At 70.6% G+C, this 24,037-nt stretch carries 26 protein-coding genes; 16 read left to right on the forward strand and 10 right to left on the reverse strand.

The window, feature by feature from the left end; genetic code table 11:
- Positions 1-60: 60 nt before the first annotated feature.
- A complete protein-coding gene (locus V7Z97_RS00920) occupies positions 61-1,533 on the forward strand; it encodes an MFS transporter (RefSeq protein WP_334160777.1) in 1,473 nt (490 codons plus the stop codon).
- Position 1,534: 1 nt separating this feature from the next.
- Here V7Z97_RS00920 and V7Z97_RS00925 read toward each other — a convergent pair whose 3' ends face one another.
- Both V7Z97_RS00925 and V7Z97_RS00930 read right to left on the reverse strand, forming a co-directional pair.
- Positions 1,535-2,269 (reverse strand): hypothetical protein, encoded by a 735-nt coding sequence (locus V7Z97_RS00925; protein WP_334160778.1) that lies wholly within the window; start codon positions 2,267-2,269, stop codon positions 1,535-1,537.
- 9 nt (positions 2,270-2,278) lie between these two features.
- On the reverse strand, positions 2,279-2,653 hold the full coding sequence (locus V7Z97_RS00930) for a VanZ family protein (protein WP_334160779.1): 375 nt from the start codon (positions 2,651-2,653) through the stop codon (positions 2,279-2,281).
- 65 nt (positions 2,654-2,718) lie between these two features.
- Here V7Z97_RS00930 and V7Z97_RS00935 point away from each other — a divergent pair, with 65 nt between their 5' ends.
- Genes V7Z97_RS00935 through V7Z97_RS00945 form a run of 3 tightly spaced genes read left to right on the forward strand, consistent with a single transcriptional unit; the run spans position 2,719 to position 4,483 of the window.
- Positions 2,719-3,381 carry an HAD-IA family hydrolase gene (locus V7Z97_RS00935; protein WP_334160781.1) on the forward strand — a complete coding sequence of 221 codons (663 nt, stop codon included), beginning with the start codon at positions 2,719-2,721 and terminating at the stop codon, positions 3,379-3,381.
- Positions 3,378-3,683, forward strand: coding sequence for a 4a-hydroxytetrahydrobiopterin dehydratase (locus tag V7Z97_RS00940; protein WP_334160783.1), 306 nt, complete (start codon positions 3,378-3,380; stop codon positions 3,681-3,683). The genes V7Z97_RS00935 and V7Z97_RS00940 overlap by 4 nt, the downstream gene beginning before the upstream one ends.
- A gap of 23 nt (positions 3,684-3,706) precedes the next feature.
- Positions 3,707-4,483, forward strand: coding sequence for an SDR family oxidoreductase (locus tag V7Z97_RS00945; protein ID WP_325459389.1), 777 nt, complete (start codon positions 3,707-3,709; stop codon positions 4,481-4,483).
- Here V7Z97_RS00945 and V7Z97_RS00950 read toward each other — a convergent pair whose 3' ends face one another.
- A complete protein-coding gene (locus tag V7Z97_RS00950; RefSeq protein ID WP_334160784.1) occupies positions 4,484-4,894 on the reverse strand; it encodes a Tat pathway signal protein in 411 nt (136 codons plus the stop codon).
- A gap of 98 nt (positions 4,895-4,992) precedes the next feature.
- On the opposite strand from V7Z97_RS00950, the gene pseB reads away from it, so the two are divergent.
- Both pseB and pseC read left to right on the forward strand, forming a co-directional pair.
- On the forward strand, positions 4,993-6,042 hold the full coding sequence (pseB, locus tag V7Z97_RS00955; RefSeq protein ID WP_334160786.1) for a UDP-N-acetylglucosamine 4,6-dehydratase (inverting): 1,050 nt from the start codon (positions 4,993-4,995) through the stop codon (positions 6,040-6,042).
- A 1-nt stretch (position 6,043) separates the two neighbouring features.
- The gene (gene pseC, locus V7Z97_RS00960) at positions 6,044-7,195 is read left to right on the forward strand and encodes a UDP-4-amino-4,6-dideoxy-N-acetyl-beta-L-altrosamine transaminase (RefSeq protein WP_334160787.1); all 1,152 of its coding nucleotides are present in this window, start codon (positions 6,044-6,046) and stop codon (positions 7,193-7,195) included.
- On the opposite strand, the gene V7Z97_RS00965 is transcribed toward pseC, so the two are convergent.
- Positions 7,192-8,910 (reverse strand): hypothetical protein, encoded by a 1,719-nt coding sequence (locus V7Z97_RS00965; RefSeq protein ID WP_334160789.1) that lies wholly within the window; start codon positions 8,908-8,910, stop codon positions 7,192-7,194. The genes pseC and V7Z97_RS00965 overlap by 4 nt on opposite strands.
- Before the next feature lie 145 nt (positions 8,911-9,055).
- On the opposite strand from V7Z97_RS00965, the gene V7Z97_RS00970 reads away from it, so the two are divergent.
- Genes V7Z97_RS00970 through V7Z97_RS00990 form a run of 5 tightly spaced genes read left to right on the forward strand, consistent with a single transcriptional unit; the run spans position 9,056 to position 12,515 of the window.
- Positions 9,056-9,775: a response regulator transcription factor gene (locus V7Z97_RS00970; protein ID WP_334160790.1), complete on the forward strand. Its 720-nt coding sequence runs from the start codon at positions 9,056-9,058 to the stop codon at positions 9,773-9,775.
- Entirely contained in the window at positions 9,744-11,351 is a 1,608-nt protein-coding gene (locus V7Z97_RS00975) for an ATP-binding protein (protein ID WP_334160791.1), read from the forward strand. Before V7Z97_RS00970 ends, V7Z97_RS00975 begins: the two co-directional genes overlap by 32 nt.
- Positions 11,348-11,782: an HPr kinase/phosphorylase gene (locus V7Z97_RS00980; protein ID WP_334160793.1), complete on the forward strand. Its 435-nt coding sequence runs from the start codon at positions 11,348-11,350 to the stop codon at positions 11,780-11,782. Before V7Z97_RS00975 ends, V7Z97_RS00980 begins: the two co-directional genes overlap by 4 nt.
- A gap of 53 nt (positions 11,783-11,835) precedes the next feature.
- A complete protein-coding gene (locus V7Z97_RS00985; protein ID WP_334160795.1) occupies positions 11,836-12,240 on the forward strand; it encodes a PTS sugar transporter subunit IIA in 405 nt (134 codons plus the stop codon).
- Entirely contained in the window at positions 12,237-12,515 is a 279-nt protein-coding gene (locus V7Z97_RS00990) for an HPr family phosphocarrier protein (protein WP_334160796.1), read from the forward strand. The genes V7Z97_RS00985 and V7Z97_RS00990 overlap by 4 nt, the downstream gene beginning before the upstream one ends.
- Here V7Z97_RS00990 and V7Z97_RS00995 read toward each other — a convergent pair whose 3' ends face one another.
- From V7Z97_RS00995 to bioB, 3 genes are read right to left on the reverse strand one after another with little or no spacing between them, the layout of a single operon-like run.
- Complete coding sequence (locus V7Z97_RS00995; RefSeq protein ID WP_334160797.1) at positions 12,516-13,277, reverse strand: ABC transporter permease; 762 nt, start codon at positions 13,275-13,277, stop codon at positions 12,516-12,518.
- Positions 13,274-14,203: an ABC transporter ATP-binding protein gene (locus tag V7Z97_RS01000; RefSeq protein ID WP_334160799.1), complete on the reverse strand. Its 930-nt coding sequence runs from the start codon at positions 14,201-14,203 to the stop codon at positions 13,274-13,276. The genes V7Z97_RS00995 and V7Z97_RS01000 overlap by 4 nt, the downstream gene beginning before the upstream one ends.
- 47 nt (positions 14,204-14,250) lie before the next feature.
- Positions 14,251-15,246: a biotin synthase BioB gene (gene bioB, locus V7Z97_RS01005; protein ID WP_334160800.1), complete on the reverse strand. Its 996-nt coding sequence runs from the start codon at positions 15,244-15,246 to the stop codon at positions 14,251-14,253.
- 168 nt (positions 15,247-15,414) lie between these two features.
- On the opposite strand from bioB, the gene V7Z97_RS01010 reads away from it, so the two are divergent.
- From V7Z97_RS01010 to V7Z97_RS01030, 5 genes are all read left to right on the forward strand, one after another.
- A complete protein-coding gene (locus tag V7Z97_RS01010) occupies positions 15,415-16,896 on the forward strand; it encodes a CYTH and CHAD domain-containing protein (protein WP_334160801.1) in 1,482 nt (493 codons plus the stop codon).
- A 96-nt stretch (positions 16,897-16,992) separates the two neighbouring features.
- The gene (gene ahcY / locus V7Z97_RS01015) at positions 16,993-18,384 is read left to right on the forward strand and encodes an adenosylhomocysteinase (RefSeq protein ID WP_334160802.1); all 1,392 of its coding nucleotides are present in this window, start codon (positions 16,993-16,995) and stop codon (positions 18,382-18,384) included.
- A gap of 94 nt (positions 18,385-18,478) precedes the next feature.
- The gene (locus tag V7Z97_RS01020) at positions 18,479-19,360 is read left to right on the forward strand and encodes a PfkB family carbohydrate kinase (RefSeq protein WP_334160804.1); all 882 of its coding nucleotides are present in this window, start codon (positions 18,479-18,481) and stop codon (positions 19,358-19,360) included.
- On the forward strand, positions 19,360-19,638 hold the full coding sequence (locus tag V7Z97_RS01025; RefSeq protein WP_334160806.1) for an acylphosphatase: 279 nt from the start codon (positions 19,360-19,362) through the stop codon (positions 19,636-19,638). Before V7Z97_RS01020 ends, V7Z97_RS01025 begins: the two co-directional genes overlap by 1 nt.
- Before the next feature lie 2 nt (positions 19,639-19,640).
- On the forward strand, positions 19,641-20,765 hold the full coding sequence (locus V7Z97_RS01030) for a serine hydrolase domain-containing protein (protein ID WP_334160808.1): 1,125 nt from the start codon (positions 19,641-19,643) through the stop codon (positions 20,763-20,765).
- Here the strand turns inward: V7Z97_RS01030 and V7Z97_RS01035 are convergent.
- The 3 genes from V7Z97_RS01035 to V7Z97_RS01045 all read right to left on the reverse strand — a co-directional run bounded on the left by V7Z97_RS01035 (position 20,762) and on the right by V7Z97_RS01045 (position 23,888).
- Complete coding sequence (locus V7Z97_RS01035; protein ID WP_334160810.1) at positions 20,762-21,844, reverse strand: MBL fold metallo-hydrolase; 1,083 nt, start codon at positions 21,842-21,844, stop codon at positions 20,762-20,764. The two genes, V7Z97_RS01030 and V7Z97_RS01035, sit on opposite strands and share 4 nt — an antisense overlap.
- A gap of 72 nt (positions 21,845-21,916) precedes the next feature.
- Positions 21,917-22,855: an EamA family transporter RarD gene (gene rarD / locus V7Z97_RS01040; RefSeq protein ID WP_334160812.1), complete on the reverse strand. Its 939-nt coding sequence runs from the start codon at positions 22,853-22,855 to the stop codon at positions 21,917-21,919.
- Position 22,856: 1 nt separating this feature from the next.
- Positions 22,857-23,888, reverse strand: coding sequence for an aspartate-semialdehyde dehydrogenase (locus V7Z97_RS01045; RefSeq protein ID WP_334160813.1), 1,032 nt, complete (start codon positions 23,886-23,888; stop codon positions 22,857-22,859).
- Positions 23,889-24,037: the final 149 nt, after the last annotated feature.

Raw genomic sequence — 24,037 nt, forward strand, 5'->3', positions numbered from 1 at the left:
GCGCCCCGGAGGAAGAACCCAGTGGCCACAGCCTCGTCATCGGAGGCCGGACGCCTCCCGGTGAACACCAAGCTCGCGTTCGGCGTGGGCAGCGCGGCGGAGTCGATCGCGCTCTATTCGGTCTCCAGCTTCGCCATGCTGTTCTACAACCAGGTGCTCGGCGTGCCGGCGCACCTTGCCGGGCTGGCGATCTCGGCGAGCCTCGTCTTCGACGCGATCTCCGATCCGCTCGTGGGGTCCTGGTCCGACCGCACGCGCTCCCGGCTGGGACGCCGGCACCCCTATATGTTCGCGGCCCCGGTTCCCATCGCGCTTTCACTCTACGCGATCTTCAACCCGCCGTCCGGGCTCGGCCAGACGGGCCTGCTGATCTGGTTCGGGGTGGCGGTGGTGCTGATGCGCCAAGCGATGACCTTCTTCCACACGCCGCACCTGGCGCTGGGGGCCGAGCTCTCCCGGGACTACACCGAGCGGTCCAAGGTGATGGCCTACAACAGCTTCTTCCTCTGGGCGGGCGCCGCCTTCACAACCACCCTGGCGCTCAGGATCTTCTTCCCGTCGACGCCGGAATATCCCCGCGGAATCCTGAACCCCGCGCCCTGGTCGACCTACGCCATGGCGATCTCCATCGCGGTCGTGGCGATCCTGTTCGCCTCCGCCTGGTTCACGCGGGACCGCATCCCGCACCTGCCGACGCGGGGCGCCGACACCCCCGGCTTCAGCCCCGCGGAGTTCGTCCGCGACGTCGGCAAGGCGCTCTCCAACATCAACTACGTCTGGCTGCTGATCGCCTACTTCTTCCTGTCGCTGATGCTGGGGCTGCGCGAGGCGCTCCGGATGTACGTGAACACCTTCTACTGGCAGCTGAATTCCGAGCAGCTCAGCCTGTTCATCATCGGCAGCTTCGTGGGGTATCTCTCGGCCTTCGTCTTCGCGCCCCGCCTGCACGGGATGTTCGACAAGAAGCGGACGATCATCTCGTCGGTGCTGATCTACACCATCGTCCCGCCGATCCCGCTGATCCTCGGCATGACGGGCGTTCTCTCGCCGAGCAGCCCGGGCCTGCTGCCGATCCTGATCGCCTTCGCCACCGTCCAGTACGCGGCGATGAGCGTCCTGCAGATCAGCGTCATGTCCGCCCTGGCCGACATCGCCGACCAGAACGAGCTGAAGCACGGCATCCGCCAGGAAGGCGTGCTCTACTCCACACGTTCGCTCGCCGCCAAGATGGACGCGGCGATCGGGGCGGCGCTCGCCGGCTTCATCATCACCTTCATCGCCTTCCCGGAGAAGGCGCAGCCGGGCCAGGTGCCGGAGGGTGTCCTGTTCAACCTCGCCCTGACCGACAGCGTCGTGGCGGCGGTTCCCGGCCTGGTCGCCGCCCTGTTCTACGCCCGCTACAGCATCAACCGGCGGAGCTACGAGGAGACCAAGGCGGCGCTGGCGGTGCGCCGCGCGGCGGCGCGCACGTCCGCGGCGGAGCGCGGCCAGGCGGGGACGACCGGCGCGCCCGTAGCGGCGCCGGCCGAATAGCTCAGCCGCGCCGCATCGCCTGGATGAGGCTGCCCGTGTAGGCCGCGTGGCCCACATGGGTCAGCCGGGCCTCCATGTCGGCCCAGATGTCGCCGCCGAGGTCGCGCCAGCGCCGGCAGAAGGCGTAGTCCTCGGAGAGGTACTGGCCGGTCTCCGGCTCCACCAGGGTGTCGAACACCATCACCGCCTCCGTGCCGTCGTCGAGGATGGCGCGGAGCTCGGGATGGGCGTCGGCGATCCGCTGCAGGGCGTCGCGGCGGATCATCAGGAAGCCGGTGCCGCCGTACGCCACCCGGGCGATGCCGTCCTCAACCTCGACCGAATTGTCCGGCGTGGGGATGAAGCGCACCACATAGCCGATGGCGGCGGCCTGCAGGTCCTCGACCCCGGCCTTGGCCGCGGCGCGGACCTTCTCCCAGTCGATATGCTTCAGGGGACAGACCGCGGCGACCACGTCCTTGCCCGCGTCCAGCAGGCGGAAGACGTTCTCCGGGGCGAAGCCGATGTCGGCGTCCACGAACAGCAGGTGGGTCGCCTCGGGGTGGGCGAGGAAGCCCGCGGCCAGCCGGCTTCGGGCCCGGGTGATCAGGGCGTCGCTGGCCAGGAGTTCCACGTGCAGGCCGATCCCCCGGGTCTCGCAGGCTTCCTGAAGCCGCAGCACGGAGGTCATGAAGTAGAGGTTCACCTGGCCGCCGAAGCAGGGGGCGGCGAGATAGATGAACGGCCGGTCGGTCATGGCGCCAGCTTAGGCGCCGGCCCGGGCCGGGTCGAGCCGCCGGCGCAGCGGCAGGAACAGGCCGAGGGCGGCCGCGACGCCCAGGCTGTCGGCGATGAGGTCGCGCCAGTCGCCGTGGCGGCCGAAGCCCAGGGTCGCCTGCAGGACCTCCACCGCGGCCCCGAGGGCCAGGGCGAAGCCGGCGATGGCGCGCCACCGCCGCGGCGCCAGCACGAGGCCGCTCGCGGTGAGCACGAACCAGGCGATGGTGTGCTCCCACTTGTCGCTCAGGCCCTCCGGCTGCGGCAGGGTCTCGCTGGGCGCCAGGCACAGCCAGAGCAGCACCGCGACGGCGCCGCCGTAGAGGCCGAGCCGGACGGGGCGGGGAAGGGCGGACGGGCGCATCGCCCTTTACTTGCATGCCCGGGCCCGCCTCTCTAGCGTCCGCGCCCGGCAAGAGGAGCGTGCGGATGGCGGTCGAGGCGGTGATCTGGGATTTCGGCGGGGTGTTCACGACCTCGCCCTTCGAGGCCTTCAACCGCTACGAGGCCGAGGCGGGTCTGCCGAAGGACCTGATCCGGCGGGTGAACGCCACCAATCCCGACCACAACGCGTGGGCCCTGTTCGAGCGCAACGAGATCGACGCGGCCCGCTTCGACGCCCTGTTCCTCGAGGAATCCACCGCGCTCGGCCACCCGGTGCGCGGCGCCGACGTCCTGCCGCTGCTTTCGGGCCGGCTGCGGCCGCGGATGGTGGCGGCGCTCAAGGCCTGCAAGGCGGCCGGCTACAAGGTGGGCTGCATCACCAACAACGTCGTCTCCGAGCACAGCCCCGGCCAGGACGAGGGGCAGAAGATGGCCGGCGCCATGGCCCAGGTCATGCCGCTGTTCGACGCCATCATCGAGAGCTCCAAGGCGGGTGTCCGCAAGCCCGACCCGCGCATCTACCTGATGATGTGCGACCTCCTGGCCGTGCAGCCGGAGGGTTGCGTCTACCTCGACGACCTCGGCATCAACTGCAAGCCGGCCGCGGGGCTGGGCATGAAGGCGATCAAGGTGGTGGACGTGGACCAGACGCTGGCCGAGCTCTCGGCCGCCACCGGCCTCGACTTCGCGCCCGAGGAGGTCGCATGAGCCGGCCCGCGAAGATCGGCGCCGCCGAGGCGCTGAAGTCCCTGCCGGACTGGTGGTCGCCGGAGGGCGAGCGCGACGCCATCTGCCGGACCTTCCGCTTCCGCGACTTCAACGCGGCCTTCGGCTTCATGACCCGGGTGGCGATGATGGCCGAGAAGCTCGACCACCATCCGGAGTGGTTCAACGTCTACAACCGCGTGGAGGTGACGCTGGCCACCCATGACGCCGACGGGGTCACCGAACTCGACGTGACGCTCGCCCGGTTCATGGACGAGGCGGCGCGCGCCACCGGCGCGGACTGAAGAAGAACAGGGAGATACGGGACATGGCGGGACGGGTCGCGGGCAAGAAGGCGTTCATCTCGGGCGGGGCTCAGGGGCTGGGCGCGGCGATGGCGCGGCGGCTCGCCGAGGAGGGGGCCAAGGTCTCCCTCGGCGACATCAACCTGCCGGGCGCCGAGGCCGTGGCCGCGGAGATCAACGCCGCCCACGGCGCGGGGACCGCCTTCGCCTTCCCGCTGGACGTCACCAAGGAGGACCAGTGGATCTTCGCCCTCGAGGAGGCCGACGCGGCCATGGGCGGGATCTCGGTGCTGGTGAACAACGCCGGCATCAGCCGCGGCGGCAACATCGAGGAGCTCAGCTTCGAGGACTGGAAGCTGGTGATGGGCGTCAACACGGACTCCGTGTTCCTCGGGACCAAGCACGCCCTGAAGTACATGCGCCAGAACCAGCCCGGCTCGATCGTCAACATAAGCTCGATCGCCGGCCTGATCGCGGCCCACAACACGCCCGTCTACAACGCCTCCAAGGCGGCCGTATGGCTGCTCTCCAAGGGCATCGCCCTGCACTGCGCCAAGCAGGGCCTCGACATCCGCTCGAATTCCATCCACCCGACCTTCATCGACACCCCGATCCTCGACCCGCTGCGCCAGCGGTTCGGCAAGGAGGAGGCCGAGGCCAAGCTCGCCCGCCAGGTGCCGCTGGGCCGCATCGGCCAGCCCGCCGACATCGCCAACGCGGTGCTCTACCTGGCCTCCGACGAGAGCCGGTTCATGACCGGCGCCGAGCTGAAGCTCGACGGCGGCATCAGCGCGATGTGATCAGTTGACGAGGATGGCGCCCAGCAGGAGCTTCGCGCCCGGCTTGCCGACGATGGCGTCGGTCTGGCGCTGCAGGTTCTGGGCGAGGAAGTCGGCGTTGGGCGCCGTCGCCGGCGGCAGGCCCGCGGCGTAGGTCTGGACGGTCTGGTAGTAGGCGGCCCGCAGACGCGGCAGGTTCTGCTCCACGCGGGCGCGGAGCGCGGCGTCCTGCACGTCGAGGCCGCATTCCACGGTCAGCACGCCCCGGCGGCCGCCGCCCTTGTTGGTGGTCGCCGCCAGCGTCTGGATGACGATGTAGGAAGCGCCGCCGGCCCGCTTCTTGGTCTCCGCCGGCTCGGACGAGCCCGACGCCAAGGCCGTCGCGGGCGCCGTGACGGCGAGGACCAGGCCAAGGAAGCTGCGGCGTCTCATGGCCGCAGAGCCTGCCCGATCATGGTTAGCGCTCTCTTTACGCCCGGGGACGAAGCTCGGTCGGACTTGAGAGATTCGCTGCCTGTGGAGCCCCGCATTTGGGCCGATTTGCGCCGACCACCCTCGACCTCGATGGCAAGGTCATCCTCGTCACCGGCGCCACCGGCTCCTTCGGCCGCCGCTTTGTCGAGACCGTGCTCACCCGGGGAAGCCCACGCAAGCTGATCGTCTATTCGCGCGACGAGCTGAAGCAGAGCGAGATGCAGATCGACCTGGCCGAGCGGTTCCCGGCCGAGAAGCTCGCCTGCATGCGCTTCTTCCTGGGGGACGTGCGCGACCGCGAGCGCCTGACGCTGGCGCTGCGCGGGGTCGACATCGTCATCCACGCCGCCGCCCTGAAACAGGTGCCGGCCGCCGAGTACAACCCGTCCGAATGCATCCACACCAATGTGCTGGGCGCGGAAAACGTGGTCTGGGCCTGCCTGACGAACCGGGTGAAGCAGGTGGTGGCGCTCTCCACCGACAAGGCCTGCAACCCGATCAACCTCTACGGCGCGACGAAGCTGGCGTCGGACAAGACCTTCGTGGCCGCCAACAACCTGTCGGGCGACATCGGCACGCGGTTCTCGGTGGTGCGCTACGGCAACGTCGTGGGCTCGCGCGGCTCGGTCGCCCCGCTGTTCGAGCGGCTGATCGCCAAGGGCGCCACCGAACTGCCGATCACCGACCCGCGGATGACCCGCTTCCTGATCACCCTCAACGAGGGCGTCGAGTTCGTGCTCTCGTCGCTGGCCATGATGCGCGGCGGCGAGATCTTCGTGCCCAAGATCCCGTCCATGAAGGTGGTCGACATAGCCGCCGCCATGGCCCCGGGCCTGGCCACCCGGGTGATCGGCATCCGGCCGGGCGAGAAGCTGCACGAGATGATGATCTCGGCCGACGACGCGCGCTCCACCGTCGACCTGGGCGACCGCTACGCTATCGAGCCCGCCTTCGTGGATTACACCCGCGAGCCGCTGCAGGGCGGTCGGCTGGTCGAGGGTTTCTCCTACGCCTCCGACACCAATGACGAGTGGCTGAGCGGCGAGGGCCTGCTTGCCATGCTGGCGGCCGCGCCCGCGCCCCGCCGGCGCCGGGCGACCGACTGACATGGTCCTGCCCTACGGCCGCCAGACGATCGACGACGACGACATCGCCGCGGTGGTCGAGGCGCTGAAGGCCGATTTCCTGACCACCGGCCCGACGGTGGACGCCTTCGAGGCGGCGTTCGCCCAGGCCGTTGGCGCGGCCCACGCGGTGGCCTGCGCCAACGGCACGGCGGCCCTGCACCTGGCCATGCTGGCCCTGCGCGCGCAGCCGGGCGAGCGGGTGGTGGCGCCGGCCATCACCTTCCTGGCCACCGCCAACTGCGCCCGCTACGTCGGCGCCGAGGTGGTGTTCGCCGACGTCGATCCCGACAGCGGCCTGATGACGCCCGCCACCCTGGAGGCCGCGCTGGAGCGCGCCGGCGGCCCGGTCCGCGCCGTCCTGCCGGTCCACCTGCGCGGGGACGCCTGCGACCTGCCGGGCCTCGAGGCGCTGGCCCGCGACGCCGGAGCCGTCCTCGTCGAGGACGCGCCACATGCGCTGGGGACCACCGCGACCTTCGGAAACGTGGCCGAGACCATCGGCGACGTCCGCCACTCGGCCATGGCCACCTTCTCGTTCCATCCGGTGAAGACCATCGCCACCGGCGAGGGCGGCATGGTCACCACCAACGACCCGGCGCTCGCCGCGCGCCTGCGAACGCTGCGCAGCCACGGCATGGTGCGGCCGGAGGGCTCCGACCCCTGGTGGTACGAGATGCCGGAGCCGGGCTTCAACTACCGGCTGCCCGACATCCTCTGCGCTCTGGGGCTCTCGCAGCTCGCCAAGCTGGGCCGGTTCGTGGCCCGGCGTCGCGTGTTGAGCGCGGCCTACGTGGAGGCCCTGCGGCCGCTCGCGCCGCTGGTGCGGCCGGCGGCCTCCCCGGCCTGGAGCGACCCGGCCCTGCACCTGATGTGCGTGCTGATCGACTTCGAGGCGGCCGGCCGCTCCCGGCGCGAAGTCGTCGACGCGCTCCGGGCCCGCGGCGTCGGCAGCCAGGTCCACTACATCCCTGTCCACCGCCAGCCCTACTACCGCGAGCGGTATGGCGTCCTCGACCTGCCCGGCGCCGAGGCCTGGTACGCGCGCTGTCTCTCCCTGCCGCTCTATCCGGGGATGGCGGACGCCGACGTGGACATGGTGGTCCGGGCGCTTGCGGAGTCGCTCGGCCTCTAGGCGGCGAGCTGGGCCTTCTCGACGAGGTCGCGGACGGCGGCCATCTGGTCGGGCGCCTGGGCGAGTTCCGAGCGCAGACCATCGTCGCGGACCAGGCGCATGGCCTCGCTGCGGGCGCGGTCGGCCGCCGGGCCGAGCGGCGCGGTCTCGCCGCTGGCCAGGCGCAGCAGGAAGGTCAGCTTCTGCACCGCCGGGGCGTTGGCCTTGGTGAGCGCCGAGATCAGCCGCGCCTCGGCCTCCACCTTGCCGCCGACCATCCCCAGGTGCTCCTGCACGGGCGCGGCGTCCTCGGGCGCGAGGCCGCACCGGCCCACGGACCGCTGCAGCGCCGCCAGCGCGGCCAGGCGCACCGGCGGGGTCTCGTTGGAGGCCAGGGTTTCCTTCTCCAGCCGGTTGTTGGTGACCAGCGCCTTGAGCCAGCGGCCGGCGTGGCGCTTGTTCTGCGGTCCGATGACGTTCTCGGTCAGCCAGACCAGGGCCTCGGCCTCCTCGCGGGCGGTCTTGCCCTGGCCGAGGTAGCTTTCCACGAAGTCGCCGGTGACCAGCATCTTGGAGCGGACGGAGAAGGCCGCCTGCACGTCCTCCAGCGGCAGCAGCTTGCCGGCCGCGGCGGTCAGCGACATGGCGAGCGCGCGCAGCACGTCGATCTCCAGGGCCGCGTCGCCCGGCACCAGGCGGCGCGGGCCGTTCAGCTCGGCGAGGATGCGCTTGCCCAGCGCTGTGCGCACCTCGACGAAGTCCTCGCCGCCCAGCCAGCGGCCGAGCCGCTTGGCCTCGGTGGAGAGCTCCGGCATCACCTTGGCGACCGACTTCTCCACCTTGATCAGCATGTCGACGGAGTCGGCGGCGGCCAGGCGGGTGAGGGCGGCGAGCGAGGCGCCCAGGTGCGGCGTCTTGCCGACGATGCCCTCGAGGCCGGCGCGGGATTCCAGGATTTCGGCGATCGGCTGCTGCAGGACGGCGATGGCGAGCTTGCGCGCGGGGCCGGCGGCCGGCGGCGCGGCGGCGGCGAAATCCATCAGCCGCGACAGCTTGTCGGTCCAGTCGCGGCCCGCCGCGATGCCCATGGCGACGCCGCAGCCCAGCAGGTAGGGCCCGTCCGGATCGGCCGCCAGGCGCTCGGCGGCGACGGCGAAGGTCTCCTTGGAGAGATCCGGCAGGGCCCCGCGGCGCCAGTCCTTCATCAGCCGGTCGACCGTGCGGTCGATCAGGCCGTGGAAGGTGCGCATCATCTCGTGGACGTTGCCGCCCCGGGCCTGGGCCTCGGGCACGGCGATCTTCTGCACGGCGTGCTGCAGCTCGTTTCCGGAGGCCTCCAGCTGCTCGACAAGGTCGGGCCGGTGCAAGAGCTCGAACGGGGTCGCCGACTTGCGGGCCAGCCAGCCCTCGAGCAGTCGTCCGATGCGGTCACGGGCGTGCAGGCTGTAGAGGTCCTGCGGCGTGACGCAGAGCGGCTCCAGGTTCTCCGGCGGGGCGCGGCGCTTGGTGAGCGGCTCGGGCATGCCCAGGTTCAGGATGGAGACGGTCTGGAATTCGCCGGTCTCGGGGTCCTGCGTCTCCTTGGTCACCTTGACCGCGTGGACGCCGCCCTCCTTGAAGGTGTCCTCGGCGTTGGAGATCGCGAGCGCACGGTTCTCCGTCGCCAGCTCCAACGTCCAGCTCGCGCCGGGCTTGCGCCGGACGAAGACCTCGAAATGTACGCGCGCGCCGCCCATCTATGACTCAACCCCCGGGATGACTCCTAACGTGGGGGAACAACCTTAAGGCCGCGTTGCCGGGAACGGCTTTTGCTCCGCCCCATTGAGGCCACGGTGCGCGGCGACTAGCTTCACCTCTTCCCGAAGGAGACCACGAGCTCAAATGGCCAAGATCACCCTGGTGGACGACGACGAGAACATCGTGACGTCGGTCAGCCTGGCGCTGGAAAGCCATGGCCACGCCGTGAAGGCCTATTTCGACGGCGCCGCCGGTCTGGCCGCGCTTGAGAACGACCCGCCGGACCTCGCCATCCTCGACGTGAAGATGCCCCGGATGGACGGCATGGAGGTGCTGCGCCGCCTGCGCCGGACCTCCGACCTGCCGGTGATCATCCTCACCTCCAAGGACGAAGAGATCGACGAGATCCTGGGGTTCAACCTCGGGGCCGACGACTACATGCACAAGCCGTTCAGCCAGCGCCTGCTGATCGAGCGGGTGAAGGCGGTGCTGCGCCGCGCCGGCGTGGAGGGTGAGGAGAACGGCGCGGCCGGCCCCGCGCCCACGGCCGAGGGCGGGTCCCGGGCCATCAAGCGCGGCAAGCTTACGCTCGACCCCGCGCGCCACGACTGCCTGTGGGACGGCAAGCCGGTGAAGCTTACCGTCACCGAGTTCCTGCTCCTGCAGTCGCTCGCCCAGCGCCCGGGCTTCGTGAAGAGCCGCGACAACCTGATGGACGCCGCCTACGACGATCAGGTCTATGTCGACGACCGCACGATCGACAGCCACATCAAGCGCATGCGCAAGAAGTTCCGCGACGTGGACCCCGAGTTCGACGCGATCGAAACCCTCTATGGCGTCGGCTACCGATACCGCGAGAGCTGAGCGGCCCAAGCGCCGCTCCAGCCTCTCGTGGCTGCCGGGCACCCGTCTCGGCCGGCTGATCATCGCGCTCAATGTGCTTGGCCTGGCGATCCTGGTCTCCGGGGCCCTCGTGCTGAACGAGCTGCGCCGCGGCCTCGTGGAGGCGCGGATCGACAGCCTGACGACCCAGGGCGAACTGATGGCGTCGATCATCGAGCAGGCCGCCACGGTCGGAGAGCCCGCGCCGGCCATGGACGCGGCCTACGCCAACGACATCGTCCTGCAGCTCCTGGCCAACCCGAGGGGACAGCGCGCCCGGCTGTTCGACGCCGAGGGGAATGTGGTCGCCGACAGCGACTGGGTGCTCGATCGGGTGGAGATGAAGATCCTGCCGCCGGCCCGCAGCCGCAGCGAGGCGAAGGGAGGGCTCAAGCTCGACCTGCAGCTGCCCGAACAGGAGAGGCCCACGCGGGAGTCCGCCCGCCGGGCGCTGGACGCCGAGCTCGGCCGGGCGCTGCGCGGCGAGCACGTCTCGGGCCTGCGCCGAACCGGCGGGGGCGACCGCGTGGTCTCCGTGTCCATCCCGATCCAGCACGTCCAGGCCGTGCTGGGGGTCCTGACCCTCGAGGCGCGCGACGTGGACGAGATCATCGCCCGCGAGCGGATGGCGCTGATCCCCTTCATCCTGATCGCCGTGGCGGTGACCCTGATCTCGTCGCTGCTGCTGAACCGGCTGATCGCCCAGCCGGTGCGCCGCTTGGCGCGGGCCGCCGACCGGGTCCGCCAGGCGCGGGCCCGGGCGATCTCCCTGCCGGACCTCGCCGACCGCGACGACGAGCTCGGCGACCTCACCCGCAGCCTCGAGGACATGACCCACGCCCTGTCGGAGCGGATGGACGCCATCGAGAGCTTCGCCGCCGACGTGGCCCACGAGATCCGCAACCCGCTGACCTCCCTGCGCTCGGCGGTGGAGACTCTGGAGCTGGTCAAGGATCCCGCCGCCCGCGACCGGCTCCTGGGCATCCTCAAGAACGACGTCCAGCGGCTGGACCGGCTGGTCACCGACATCTCCAACGCCTCGCGCCTCGACGCCGAGCTGTCGCGCGACCAGCCGAAGGTGGTGGACCTGGAGCGGCTGATCTTCGACGTCGTGGCGCTCTACGACGCGACCCTGAAGCCCGGCGAGGTGCGCGTCCGCTTCCAGTCGGCGGGCGGCATGGAGCCGGTGAAGGTGATGGGCCGGGAGGGGCCGCTGGGGCAGATCTTCCGAAACCTCATCGACAACGCCCGCTCCTTCTCGCCGCCGGGCGACGAGGTGACCGTCTCCCTCTACCGGCTGAAGGACGAGGTGCTGGCCACCGTCTCCGACAACGGGCCGGGTATCCCGCCCGAGAACCTGGAGACGGTCTTCGAGCGGTTCTACACCTCCAGGCCTAAGGGCGCGGCGTTCGGCGGGAATTCGGGGCTTGGCCTCTCTATCGCCCGCCAGATCGCCGAGGCGCACGGCGGGACCCTGCGCGCCGAGAACCGCCTGGGGGCCGACGACAGGGTGATCGGCGCCCTCTTCAGCCTCACCCTGCCGAGCGTCGGCGCGTGATCGTCCATGCCGGCCTGATCGCCGCGCGCCGCGAAGGCGCCTGGCGCGGCGTGCTCATCGAGGGGCCCTCCGGCGCGGGCAAGAGCGACCTGATGCTGCGGGCCCTCCAGGCCGGCTTCCGGCTGGCGGCGGACGACCGGGTGCTGCTCTGGACCTCGGGGGGGCGGCTGTTCGGCCGCGCGCCGGACACTATCGCGGGCCTGATGGAGGTCCGGGGCGTTGGCGTGGTCCGGCTCGATCCCCTGCCGCTCGCCGAGGTGGCCCTTGTGGTGCGGCCGGGAACGCCCGAGCGCGTGCCGGACCCGGCCTTCGCCGACATCCTGGGGTTGCAGGTCCCGCTGGCCGTTCTCGGCCTGGGCGAATCCTCGGCGCCTGCGAAACTGAGTCACGCGCTCGCCGCCTTTGACGCCCGCGCCAAGAGGCGTATTTAGCACGGCTCGCGGACCGCCGCGGCCGGGTGGGGATACCCCTTGAGAGAGTTTCTATGATCGGGCTCGTGATCGTCACGCACGGGCGGCTGGCGGAAGAGTTCATCTTCGCCATGGAGCATGTGGTGGGGCCGCAGACGGCGGTCGAGGCCATCTGCATCGGCCCCGAGGACGACATGGAGCGCCGGCGTCAGGACATCCTGGAGGCCTGCGGCCGCGTGGAGTCCGGCGGCGGCGTCATCCTGCTCACCGACATGTTCGGCGGCACCCCCTCGAACCTGGCCATCTCGGTGATGGAGCAGACCAAGGCCGAGGTCATCGCCGGGCTCAACCTGCCCATGCTGATCAAGCTGGCCAGCGTGCGCACCCGCCAGAGCCTGGAGGACGCGGTCGCCTGCGCCCAGGAGGCGGGCCGCAAGTACATCTCCGTGGCCTCCTACGTGCTCGCCGGGGAAAAGTGAGCGAAGCCGCCTCCCGCACGGTCGAGATCTGCAACAAGCGGGGGCTGCACGCCCGCGCCTCGGCCAAGTTCGTCAAGACCGCCGCCGGCTTCGACGCCGAGGTGCGCGTCACCAAGGACGGCCAGACCGTCGACGCCCGCTCGATCATGGGCCTGATGATGCTGGCCGCCGGCCCCGGCAGCGAGATCGCCATCGAGGCCGAGGGCGCGGAGGCCGAGCAGGCCCTGGAAGCCCTCTGCGCCCTGGTCGAGTGCCGCTTCGACGAAGGCGAGTAGCTAGGTCTTCAGCCGCCAGCCGGTGCGGAAGATCCAGGCGACCGCGGCCAGGCAGAGCAGCAGGAAGCCGAGGGTGGCCATCAGGCTCACGCCCACGCCCACGTCCGAGATTCCGTAGAACGCCCAGCGGAAGCCGCTCACCAGGTAGACCACCGGGTTGAACAGGGCGACCGTGCGCCAGAAGTCCGGCAGCATGTCGATGGAATAGAAGCTTCCCCCTAGGAAGGTGAGCGGCGTCACCACCATCATCAGGATGATCGACAGCTTCTCCCAGCCGTCGGCCCAGATGCCGGTGAGGAAGCCGAACAGGCTGAAGGTCACGCTGGTCAGCACCAGGAAGGCGAGCATCACCAGCGGGTGGGCGATGGAGTAGTCCACGAACACCCGGGCGGTCAGCATGATCACCAGGCCCAGGACCACCGACTTGGTGGCCGCCGCGCCGACGTAGCCCAGGACGATCTCCACCACCGAGATCGGCGCGGACAGCACCTCGTAGATCGTGCCCGCGAACTTCGGCATGTAGATGCCGAACGAGCCGTTGGAGATGCTCTCGGTCAGGATCGACAGCATGATCAGGCCCGGGATGATGAAGGCGCCGTAGCTGACGCCGTCGATCTCCGGCATCCGGCGGCCGATCGCGGCCCCGAAGACGATGAAGTAGAGGCTGGTGGTGATCACCGGCGCGGCGACGCTCTGCACGATGGTGCGGAACCAGCGGTGCATCTCGAACAGGTAGATGGCCCGGACGGCGTGCAGGTTCATGCGCGGCCTCCCCGCACCAGGCTCACGAAGATCTCCTCGAGCGAGCTCTGGCTGGTCTGCAGGTCCTTGAAGTCGACCCCCCGCTTCGACAGCTCCCGGAGCAGCTCGGCGATCCCGGTGTGATCGGCCTGGGTGTCGAAGGTGTAGATCAGCTCCTGGCCCTCGTTGGCGAGCTCCAGGTCGTAGGCGCCGAGCCCCTCGGGCAGGGCGGCCAGCGGCTCCTGCAGGTGCAGGGTGAGCTGCTTCCTGCCGAGCTTCTGCATCAGGGCCCGCTTCTCCTCCACCAGGATCAGCTCGCCCCGGGAGATCACGCCGATCCGGTCGGCCATCTCCTCGGCTTCCTCGATGTAGTGGGTGGTCAGGATGATGGTCACGCCGCTCTCGCGGAGCCCCCGGACCATCTCCCACATGTCCCGGCGCAGCTCGACGTCGACGCCGGCGGTGGGCTCGTCGAGGAACAGGATCTGCGGCTCGTGGGAGAGCGCCTTGGCGATCATCACCCGCCGCTTCATGCCCCCGGAGAGCGCCATGATCTTGACGTCCTTCTTGTCCCAGAGGCTGAGGTCCTTCAGCACCTTCTCCAGGTAGGCGGGGTCCGGCCGCTTGCCGAACAGGCCCCGGGAGAAGTTGACCGTCGCCCATACCGTCTCGAAGGCGTCGGTGGAGAGCTCCTGCGGGACGAGGCCGATCTTGCCCCGCGCGGCGCGGTAGTCGCGCACCACGTCGTGGCCGTCGGCCAGCACCCGGCCGCTCGTCGGATTGACGATGCCGCAGGTGATGCCGATCAGGGTCGTCTTGCCCGCCCCGTTGGGACCCAGCAGGGCGAAGATCTCGCCCTTGCGGATCTCCAGGTCGACGTTCTTCAGGGCCTGGAACCCGCCGGCATAGGTCTTCGACAGGCCCTCGATGCTGATGATCGGTTGCACGCGTCCCCCTCTGAAGGCCCCGAGATAGGGTCCCTAGGACGGTTAAGCTAGGCCGGCTCCGACACCTTCGGCGACATCGGCCGCATCTTCAGGTCGGCCAGCAGGGCGGCGTCGGAATCCTTGTCCGGATTGGCGGTGGTCAGCAGGCGACCGCCGACGAAGATCGAGTTGGCGCCGGCCAGGAAGCAGAGCGCCTGCAGCTCCTTCGTCATGTGCTCGCGCCCGGCGGCGATGCGCACCATCGACTTCGGGCAGACCAGCCGGGCGACCGCGATCATGCGCACGAACTCCAGCGGGTCCACGGCCTCGGAGCCGCCCAGCGGCGTGCCGGGGATCGGCATCAGGTCGTTGACCGGCAGGCTGTCGGGGTGGGCCGGCAGGACGGCGAGCTGGTGCAGCAGGCCGGCGCGGTCGCGGCGCGTCTCGCCCATGCCGACGATTCCGCCGCAGCAGGTCGACATCCCCGCGTCGCGCACCGCGGCAAGGGTGTCGAGCCGGTCCTGGTAGGTCCGCGTGGTCACCACCTGGTCGTAGTAGTCCGGCCCGGTGTCGAGGTTGTGGTTGTAGTAGTCCAGGCCCGCCGCCTTCAGCGCCTTGGCCTGCTCCGGCGTCAGCATGCCCAGCGTGGCGCAGGTCTCGAGGCCCAGCGCCTTCACCCCGCCGATCATCGCGGCGACCTTCGGCAGGTCGCGGTCCTTCAGGTCGCGCCAGGCCGCGCCCATGCAGAAGCGCTGCGCGCCGCCATCCTTCGCCTCCCGGGCGGCGGCGATCACCGTCTCGGCATCCATCAGCTTGGAGGCGGAGAGGCCGGTCTTGAAGTGCTGCGACTGGGCGCAGTAGCCGCAGTTCTCCGGGCAGCCGCCGGTCTTCACGCTCAGCAGCTGGCTGATCTGCAGCTCCGTGGGGTCGAACCAGCGCCGGTGGACCTCGGCGGCCCGGAACACCAGCTCCGTGAACGGCAGCTCGAACAGCGCCTCCACCTCCTCCAGCGTCCAGTCGTGGCGGGGCTGCGCGGGGTCGGCGGGACGGAAGGGGGCGTTCATCGCGGGCGGCTCCTCGGATCTGGGGGCCCGCCGCTTAGAGCGCGGCGGGATGCATCGGGCAAGCCGCCGCCGGGGCCGCAAATTTTCTTATCCAATGTTGATCCCGCGCATGTTCCCGTCGCCGCCTTGTGCTAGGGCCGCCGGGACGAGGGCCTGGAGAGCGCCTGGATGAGCGGGTCTCACGAGATCGAGCTGAAGTTCCTCTGCGCCGCCGACGACCTCGCCAGGGTGCTGGCCGCGGCCCCGCCGGGCGAGGACGAGACCCGCGAGTTGCGCAGCGTCTATTTCGATACGCCTGACCTCGTCCTGCAGAAGAAAGGCGTCTCCCTGCGGGTCCGCGAGAGCAAGGGCCGGCGGGTCCAGACCCTGAAGCGCGGCGACGGCCTGGCGCGGGAGGAGCATGAGCACCCGGTCGACGGCGACGCGCCCGATCCCCGGCTCGGCCCCCTGCCGGAGATCCTGCCGGACGGTGCCGCGGCGGCGCTGCGGCCCGCCTTCGACGTGCGGCTCACCCGCCGCCAGCGGCTGGTGCGCCACGGCGGGGCGAAGATTGAGCTGGCGGTGGACGAGGGCGAGGTCCAGGCCGGCGGGCGCACCGCGCGGATCAGCGAGGTGGAGCTGGAGCTGAAGTCCGGCCGGCCGAAGGCCCTGTTCGCCCTGGCGCGCGAGCTCGACCGCGCCGCGCCCCTCTACCTGTCGTTCGACAGCAAGGCCGCCCGGGGCCAGGCCCTCGCCGCCGGAGCCCCGCTTCAGGCCCGGCGCAAGGAGCGGGTCGAACTGCCGGCCGGGACGACGGCGGCGCAGGCCTTCCGGGCCACGGCCCGCAACGCCCTGGGCCAGATCGCCGCCAACGCCGTGGTCATGCGCGACACCGGCCAGCCGGACGCCACCCACCAGCTCCGCGTCGCCGCCCGGCGGCTGCGCAGCGTCATCTCAACCTTCGGCCCGCTGCTCAGCGAGGCGGAGGCCGACGCCATCAAGGCCGAGTTGCGCTGGCTGGCCCACACCTGCGACGCCGCCCGCAACCTCGACGTCCTGGCCGAGCGGGTGGCCGAGGCGCGGACGAAGCGGCCGGCCGGCAAGGGCCTGGATGAACTGGCCGAGGCGGTGGCGACGGCGCGCCGCTCCGCCACCGCCGCCGCGGTCGACGCCGTCCGCTCGCAGCGCTTCCGGACGCTGATGATCGACGCCACCGCCTGGATCGAGACCGGCGCCTGGCTGGCCGACGACGCCGGCCGCGACGTGCGCGACCAGAAGGCCACCGCCTTCGCCGCCGCCGCCCTGGACCGCCGCCGCCGCAAGCTGCGCAAGCTCGCCCGCCGGCTCGACGAGGTCTCGGACGAGGCGCGGCACGAGGCGCGGATCGAGGCCAAGAAGCTCCGCTACGCCGCCGAGACCTTCGCCAGCCTGTTTCCCGAAAAGGCCACGGCCCGCTTCGTGGGCCGGCTGAAGGCCCTACAGGAGGAGTTGGGCGCACTCAACGACGTCGCCACCGCCGAGCCCGTGCTCGAGGGTCTCGACCTCACGCCGGCGGCAGCGGAGGCGGCGCGCGACCTCCTGGGCCGGCAGTCGAAGGACAAGGCCGCCCACATCCGCCGGGCCGTGCGCGCCTTCGAGAGCCTGGAGGATGCGCCGCGCTTCTGGCGCTGATCACATAAAGATTTCTTTATATGATCGTTGCGGCGGGGGCCGGTCGCCGGTATAGAGCGGCAAACCCGAAATCCCGCATCAGGACTTGAAGACCCCATGACCGACTACGTCGTGAAGGACATCTCGCTGGCCGAATGGGGCCGCAAGGAACTCGACATCGCCGAAACCGAGATGCCCGGCCTGATGGCCGTGCGCGCCGAGTTCGGCAAGGACCAGCCGCTGAAGGGCGCCCGCATCGCCGGCTCCCTGCACATGACCATCCAGACCGGCGTCCTCATCGAGACCCTGCAGGCGCTGGGCGCGGAGGTCCGCTGGGCCTCGTGCAACATCTTCTCCACCCAGGACCACGCCGCCGCGGCTATCGCCGTGAAGGGCACGCCGGTGTTCGCCATCAAGGGCGAGACCCTGATCGAGTACTGGGAGTACGCCCACAAGATCTTCGAGTGGCACGACGGCGGCTACCCGAACCTGATCCTCGACGACGGCGGCGACGCTACACTGCTCTGCGTCTTGGGTCCCAAGGCCGAGAAGGACCCCAGCGTCCTGAACAACCCGCAGAACGAGGAGGAGGAAGCCCTCTTCACCGTGATGAAGCGGTACCTGAAGGAGAAGCCGGGCTTCTATTCGGCGATCCGCGACGCCTGCAAGGGCGTGTCGGAAGAGACCACCACGGGCGTGCACCGCCTGTATCAGATGGCCGAGCGCGGCGAGCTGCCGTTCCCGGCGATCAACGTCAACGACAGCGTCACCAAGTCGAAGTTCGACAACCTCTACGGCTGCCGCGAGAGCCTGGTGGACGCCATCCGCCGCGGCACGGACGTCATGCTGGCCGGCAAGGTCGCGGTGGTGCTCGGCTACGGCGACGTGGGCAAGGGCTCGGCGGCCTCGCTGCGCAACGGCGGCGCCCGCGTGATCGTCACCGAGATCGACCCGATCTGCGCCCTGCAGGCGGCCATGGAGGGCTATGAGGTCCAGACCATGGACGACGTCGCCGACAAGGCCGACATCTTCGTCACCGCCACCGGCAACAAGGACGTGCTCACCGTCGACCACATGCGGCGGATGAAGAACAACGCCATCGTCTGCAACATCGGCCACTTCGATTCCGAGATCCAGATCGCGGGCCTGCGCAACTTCAAGTGGGACAAGATCAAGGACCAGGTCCACCACGTGGAGTTCCCGGACGGCAAGAAGATCATCGTCCTGTCGGAAGGCCGCCTGGTGAACCTCGGCAACGCCACCGGCCACCCGAGCTTCGTCATGTCGGCGTCCTTCACCAACCAGACGCTGGCCCAGATCGAGCTGTGGCAGAACGGCAAGAACTACGAGACCAAGGTCTACACCCTGCCCAAGCACCTCGACGAGAAGGTGGCCATGCTCCACCTCGAGAAGCTCGGCGCGAAGCTGACCAAGCTGTCCAAGGACCAGGCCGACTACATCGGCGTCACGCCGGAAGGCCCGTTCAAGCCGGACCACTACCGCTACTAGGTTTCCATCTCTCCAGGTGGACCAGGGCCTCGCAGCTCCGCTGCGGGGCCCTTCTTCGTCTTCGGCGGGGCCTCTCCCGTGTCGCGGGAGAAGGATGGTTCCTGCCGCCGCGCTCCGCTACACCTCCGCCATGCCGCTGGCCCTGATCATGTCGTCCTTCGTGGCCGCCTCTCGGATCGGCGGGGCGGCGCAGCAGTATGTGCTGGCGGGCCACAGGATCGATCCGGTGCTGGCGCCCACCGTCATGTTCGGCCGCAGCCCGGCCAAGGGCGCCACCGGCGAGGTGACTTCGCCCGAGGTGTTCCGCCGGATGCTCGGCGACATCGAGGCCGACGCCCTGTTCGGCCTCGTCGACCTGGTCATCACCGGCCACTTCTCCCTGGCCGAGCAGGTGGAGATCGCCGCCGGCGTGCTGGAGCGCGTGCGGGACGCTACGCGTGAAGGCGCCCACGCCGGCCGCCCGACCGTGGTGGTCGACCCGATCATGGGCGACGAGCCCAAGGGCCTTTACGTGACGCCCGAGGTCGCCGAAGCCGTCGCCCGGCGCCTCGTGCCCCTGGCCGACTGGATCACCCCCAACGTCTGGGAGCTGTCGCACTTGGTGGGCCGCCACGTGGCCGACGCCGCCGACGCCGCGGCCGCCGTGCGCGAGCTGGGGGGCCGCGCGCTCGTGACCTCGGTCCCCGCGGGCGCCGACCGGATCGGCCTGCTGCTTGTCGACGGCGACACGGCGACCCTCTTCACCCACGGCCGGCTGGAGCGCGCGCCGAACGGCACGGGCGACCTCGTGGCCGCCAGCTTCGGCGCGGGCCTGGTGGAGGGGCTCAGCCCGCTGGCCGCCGCCGAGCGCGCCTCCCGGGCCGCGGCGGAGACCGTCAAGGCCGGCCACGCCTGGGACGCCCCGGAGCTGCCCATCGTGGCGCTCGGCGATCGCCTCGTGCGGCCGACCGCCGAGGTGCGTATAGAACGCCTCTGATGCGTCGCGCCGAAAGCTTCCGGATCGAGGGCCGCGTCCAGGGCGTGGGCTACCGCTGGTGGGCGGTGACGGTGGCGCGGGAGATCGGCCTCGCCGGCTGGGTGCGCAACCGCGCCGACGGCTCGGTCGAGGTCCTGGCCATCGGCGATCCCGACGCCGTCGACGAGCTGGCCGCCGCCTGCGCCAAGGGACCTCCGAGCGCCCGGGTCAGCGGCGTCACCCGGTCGCCGGCGCAGGACGACGGCAGCGACGCCTTCGGCGAACGCCCCACGGAGTAGAGATGGTCGAGATCTGTGGCTTCGCGCCCGCCCGCTTCGCCGCCGTCAAGGACGCCTTCGCCGCCAACTTCGCCGCCGGCGAGGAGCTGGGCGCCCGCTTCAGCCTGGTGGAGGCCGGCGAGACGGTGCTGGACCTCTGGGCGGGCTCGGCGGACCGTAAGGGGACCCGGGCCTTCGACGAGCGCACCCTGGTCCCGGTCTTCTCCACCACCAAGGCCATGGCCTCCCTGCTGATCGCCCGGCTGGTGGACCAGGGGAAGCTCGACTACCGCCAGACCGTCGCCAGCGTCTGGCCGGAGTTCGGCCAGGCCGGCAAGGCGGCCGTCACCGTCGAGCAGGCGATCTCCCACCAGGCCGGCCTTTCCGGCTTCCCGGACGAGATGGACCCGGTCACCTGGTTCGACTGGGACGCGATCTGCGCGAAACTCGCCGCCATGGCCCCCATGTGGCCGCCGGGGACCGCCAGCGGCTACCACCCGATCACCGTCGGCTACATCGTGGGCGAGATCTTCCGCCGCGTGGACGGCCGCACCATGGGCCAGGCGCTGCGCGACGACATCGCCGAGCCGTTCGGCCTCGACCTCTGGATGGGCGTGCCGGAGTCGGAGTTCGGCCGCATCGCCGAGCTGCAGCGGCCGAGCGCCCTGCCGGACTTCGGCGAGGTCAACGAACCCACCCGCGCCGCCTTCCTCACCCCCTGGTCCGCCGCCGCCGGCAAGCCGCAGGCCGAGTGGCGGGCCCTGCCGATCCCCTCCACCAACGGCCACGCCACGGCCGAGGCGCTCGCCCGGCTGATGGGGGCGCTGGCCGACGACGGCTGGCTGGACGGCGGGCAGATCCTCTCGCCTGCGCTCATCGCCGAGGCCGCGCGCGAGCGCATCCGCGGCCAGGACCTCGTCCTGCCGTTCGTGATGAGCTGGGGCGCTGGCTTCATGCGCAACGAGACGGAGCATCCCTGGGGCCCCGGGAACCAGACCTTCGGCCACTCGGGCTGGGGCGGCTCCTGCGCCTTCGCCGACCCGGACCGGAAGCTCGGCGGCGCCTACGCCATGAACAGGCAGGGGATCGCCCTGATGGGCGACGCCCGCCCGAAGCGCCTGATCGAGGCGGCCTACGCGGCGCTCTAGCCCTTCCCCTGGACCACGGCCTCGCCGCGGGCCTCCTTCCAGGCGTTGGCGACCAGGTCGCCGGTGAACACCGCGTCGATGAGGACCTCGAGCCACGGATCGCCGCCGGTGAAGCCGGCCTTCACGTCCGCGAGGTCCACGCGCTTGCGGACCTCCTCCAGCGGCAGGTCCTTCAGCGGCGCCACCCGGGCGCGGACCTCCTCCAGGGCGGCGGCGAGCCTGCGGATATGGGCGCGGTCCGACTGCACCGGGCCGTGGCCGGGCACGAGCCGGCGGAAGTCGTAGGCCTCCAGCTTCCCGAGCGTCGCGATCCATTCGCCGGGATAGGTGTGGGCGGCGTAGGGGACGGGCGCGACCACCAGGTCGCCGGCGGCCAGCACCTTCTGCCTGGGCATCCAGGCCACCGCGTCGCCATCGGTGTTGCCGCGGCCCAGAAAGACGAGCTCCACCGGCGCGCGGGCGTCCGGGATCACGAACCGGTCGGTGAAGGTGCGCTGCGCCGGATAGGCCTGCATGCCTGAGTAGCCGGCGACCATCCCGGGCCCGGCGGCGGCCACCCGCGCCCAGCCGGCGCGCAGGGCCTCCGGCAGCTTGGGATCCGCCGCCTGCCCCGCCGCGAAATCGGCCATGCCGGCGTATGACGCCGCATAGCCCGCCACATAGGCCATGGGCGGCCCGGCCATGTTCTCGCGGGTCTTTGCGGTGGAGACGGTGACCGCCTCCGGCCAGGCCTTCAGGAGCTCGCCCGCGCCCAGGTTATGGTCGCCGTGGTAGTGGGTGTAGGCGATCCAGCGCACCGGCTTGCTCGAGAGCTTGCGGATCTCGGCGACGATGGCCCGGCCCGAGGCCGGCGAGCCGCCGGCGTCGATCACCACCAGCTCCCGGGCCTGCTCGATCACGGTGACATTGCCTTCGAAGGGCGGGTCGGTGACGGCGGGCTTGTGGATCAGCCAAACGCCGGGCGCGACCTCCACGGTCTCGCGAGCGAAGACGCGGGGCGCCTGGGCGGGGTCCGGCTCCACCGCCCGCGCGGGGAGGGCGAGGAGGACCAGCAGCAGGGCGAGGGCGGGACGCAGCATCCGGCGAGCCTAGGCCCGCGGCCGTGCGCCCGCAGCCGAAGAGCGGCCAAGCGGCGCGACCTTGCGGCGAAGCTACGGCGCCGGCGCCTCGGCGATCACCTTCTCGGCCATGGCCACCGAGCGGGTCCGCCGCCAGGCGCCGTAGCAGAACACCGCCGCCCCGCCCCAGATGAAGGCGAAGGAGAGCGCCCGCAGCGGGGTGAACGGCTCGCCCTGGGCCAGGCCGATCATGAAGCTGATGGTCGGGGCCATGAACTGCAGGAAGCCCATGGCCGACAGCGGCATGCGCCGGGCGGCCCAGGCGAACAGCACCAGCGGGATGGCGGTGATCGGGCCGGCGGCGATCAGCCAGGCGACGGTGGCCGTGCTGTCGGCGAAGTGGCCGGTCCCCTGGGCCTGCAACCAGGCGATGAAGGCGAGGCTGGGCAGCCCCAGCAGCAGGCATTCCACGAACAGTCCCGTCTGGGCGTCGGCCGCCACCTGCTTGCGCACCACGCCGTAGCCGCCGAACGAAATCGCCAGCGCCAGCGACACCCAGGGCAGGTGGCCCAGCGCCACGGCCTGCACGACCACGCCGACGGCGGCCAGCGCCATCGCCGCCTTGCCGATCCGGTCGATCCGCTCGCGGAACAGGAGCGCGCCGGCCGCCATGTTGACCAGCGGGTTGATGTAATACCCGAGGGAGGTCTCCAGGAGCCTCCCCGAGTTCACCGCCCAGATGAACACGATCCAGTTGATGGCGATGAGCACCGACGACAGCGCGAGCCACCCCAGCACCTTCGGCCGCCGGAGCACGTCCAGCACCTGGCGGCCCTGGCGCGCGGCCAGGACGAAGGTCAGCGCGGTAGGCACGCTCCAGACGATGCGGTGGACGAGGATCTCCGCCGCGCCCACGCCGAGCGCGCCGATAGCCTGCATGGCCAGCGGCACGAAGCCCCAGATGAGGTAGCAGGCTATCCCCGCCCCCAGCGCCAGGCGGGCTTCCCCACCAGGCGCGGAGGCGGGCGGCATCCTAGGCGAGCGCCTTCTGGCGGATCAGGCCGCGCTCGTGGAGGAGCTCTGCGATCTGCACGGCGTTGAGCGCCGCGCCCTTGCGCAGGTTGTCGGCCACGACCCACAGGTTCAGGCCGTTCTCCACGGTCGGGTCGCGGCGGATGCGCGACACGAAGACCGGGAACTCGCCCTGGGCCTCCTTCGGCGTCATGTAGCCCTTGTCGTCCCGCTTATCGATGACGATCAGGCCGGGGCTCTCGCGCAGCAGGTCGCGGGCCTCGTCCTCGTCGACGGGGTCGTGGAACTCCAGGTTCACGCTCTCGGAGTGGCCGACCATCACCGGCACGCGCACGCAGGTGACCGTGAGCTTGATCTCCGGGTCGATCATCTTGTGGGTCTCGTTCCACATCTTGGCCTCCTCGTCGGTGTAGCCGTCGTCACGGAACGACCCGATGAAGGGGATGACGTTGAACGCGATCTGCTTGGGGAACTTGTTCGGCGGCGTCGCGCCCAGGACGAAGACGTTCTTCGTCTGGTCGAACAGCTCGTCCATGCCTTCCTTGCCCGCGCCGGAGACCGACTGGTAGGTCGAGACCACCGCGCGCTTGATCCGGAAGCGCTCGTGCAGCGGCTTCAGGGCCACGACCAGCTGGGCCGTCGAGCAGTTCGGGTTGGCGATGATGTTCTTGCGGTCGGCGAAGGACACGTCGTCCGGGTTCACCTCCGGCACGATCAGCGGCACGTCGGGGTCCATGCGCCAGGCCGACGAATTGTCGATGACGATGGGGCCGGCGGCGCCGATCTTCGGGGCCCACTCCTTGGAGAAGGAGCCGGAGACGCTCATCAGCACGAGGTCGACCTTCGAGAAGTCGAACTGCTCGACGTCCTCGCACTTGATGATCTCGTTGCCGAACGCGACTTCGGCGCCGATGGATTTGCGCGACGCGATCGCGTGAATTTTCTCCACGGGGAAGTTCACTTCCTCGAGGATGTTCAGCATCTCGCGGCCCACATTGCCCGTGGCGCCGACAACGGCCACCCGGTAACCCATCGCAATTCTCCTGATACTGGGGAGGGTTCCCGTACCCCTCGGGAGCCTCGGACGCAAGGCGAGCAGAACTTACAGCCGCCTCAGATCGGCTGGCCGTTCGGCCCTGCGACAGATGGCGCGCGGGGCCGCCGCCTGCAAGCCGGGGTTCG

Source organism: Phenylobacterium sp., assembly GCF_036821595.1.
Classification (GTDB): domain Bacteria; phylum Pseudomonadota; class Alphaproteobacteria; order Caulobacterales; family Caulobacteraceae; genus Phenylobacterium.

What these genes read in the sequence shown, in the direction of transcription:
- V7Z97_RS00925 (WP_334160778.1), bottom strand. Translation starts at nt 2,269, where the DNA reads ATGACCGACCGGCCGTTCATCTATCTCGCCGCCCCCTGCTTCGGCGGC.
- V7Z97_RS00930 (WP_334160779.1), bottom strand. Translation starts at nt 2,653, where the DNA reads ATGCGCCCGTCCGCCCTTCCCCGCCCCGTCCGGCTCGGCCTCTACGGC.
- V7Z97_RS00935 (WP_334160781.1), top strand. Translation starts at nt 2,719, where the DNA reads ATGGCGGTCGAGGCGGTGATCTGGGATTTCGGCGGGGTGTTCACGACC.
- V7Z97_RS00940 (WP_334160783.1), top strand. Translation starts at nt 3,378, where the DNA reads ATGAGCCGGCCCGCGAAGATCGGCGCCGCCGAGGCGCTGAAGTCCCTG.
- V7Z97_RS00945 (WP_325459389.1), top strand. Translation starts at nt 3,707, where the DNA reads ATGGCGGGACGGGTCGCGGGCAAGAAGGCGTTCATCTCGGGCGGGGCT.
- V7Z97_RS00950 (WP_334160784.1), bottom strand. Translation starts at nt 4,894, where the DNA reads ATGAGACGCCGCAGCTTCCTTGGCCTGGTCCTCGCCGTCACGGCGCCC.
- pseC (WP_334160787.1), top strand. Translation starts at nt 6,044, where the DNA reads ATGGTCCTGCCCTACGGCCGCCAGACGATCGACGACGACGACATCGCC.
- V7Z97_RS00965 (WP_334160789.1), bottom strand. Translation starts at nt 8,910, where the DNA reads ATGGGCGGCGCGCGCGTACATTTCGAGGTCTTCGTCCGGCGCAAGCCC.
- V7Z97_RS00970 (WP_334160790.1), top strand. Translation starts at nt 9,056, where the DNA reads ATGGCCAAGATCACCCTGGTGGACGACGACGAGAACATCGTGACGTCG.
- V7Z97_RS00975 (WP_334160791.1), top strand. Translation starts at nt 9,744, where the DNA reads ATGGCGTCGGCTACCGATACCGCGAGAGCTGAGCGGCCCAAGCGCCGC.
- V7Z97_RS00985 (WP_334160795.1), top strand. Translation starts at nt 11,836, where the DNA reads ATGATCGGGCTCGTGATCGTCACGCACGGGCGGCTGGCGGAAGAGTTC.
- V7Z97_RS00995 (WP_334160797.1), bottom strand. Translation starts at nt 13,277, where the DNA reads ATGAACCTGCACGCCGTCCGGGCCATCTACCTGTTCGAGATGCACCGC.
- bioB (WP_334160800.1), bottom strand. Translation starts at nt 15,246, where the DNA reads ATGAACGCCCCCTTCCGTCCCGCCGACCCCGCGCAGCCCCGCCACGAC.
- V7Z97_RS01010 (WP_334160801.1), top strand. Translation starts at nt 15,415, where the DNA reads ATGAGCGGGTCTCACGAGATCGAGCTGAAGTTCCTCTGCGCCGCCGAC.
- ahcY (WP_334160802.1), top strand. Translation starts at nt 16,993, where the DNA reads ATGACCGACTACGTCGTGAAGGACATCTCGCTGGCCGAATGGGGCCGC.
- V7Z97_RS01020 (WP_334160804.1), top strand. Translation starts at nt 18,479, where the DNA reads ATGGTTCCTGCCGCCGCGCTCCGCTACACCTCCGCCATGCCGCTGGCC.
- V7Z97_RS01025 (WP_334160806.1), top strand. Translation starts at nt 19,360, where the DNA reads ATGCGTCGCGCCGAAAGCTTCCGGATCGAGGGCCGCGTCCAGGGCGTG.
- V7Z97_RS01030 (WP_334160808.1), top strand. Translation starts at nt 19,641, where the DNA reads ATGGTCGAGATCTGTGGCTTCGCGCCCGCCCGCTTCGCCGCCGTCAAG.
- V7Z97_RS01035 (WP_334160810.1), bottom strand. Translation starts at nt 21,844, where the DNA reads ATGCTGCGTCCCGCCCTCGCCCTGCTGCTGGTCCTCCTCGCCCTCCCC.
- rarD (WP_334160812.1), bottom strand. Translation starts at nt 22,855, where the DNA reads ATGCCGCCCGCCTCCGCGCCTGGTGGGGAAGCCCGCCTGGCGCTGGGG.
- V7Z97_RS01045 (WP_334160813.1), bottom strand. Translation starts at nt 23,888, where the DNA reads ATGGGTTACCGGGTGGCCGTTGTCGGCGCCACGGGCAATGTGGGCCGC.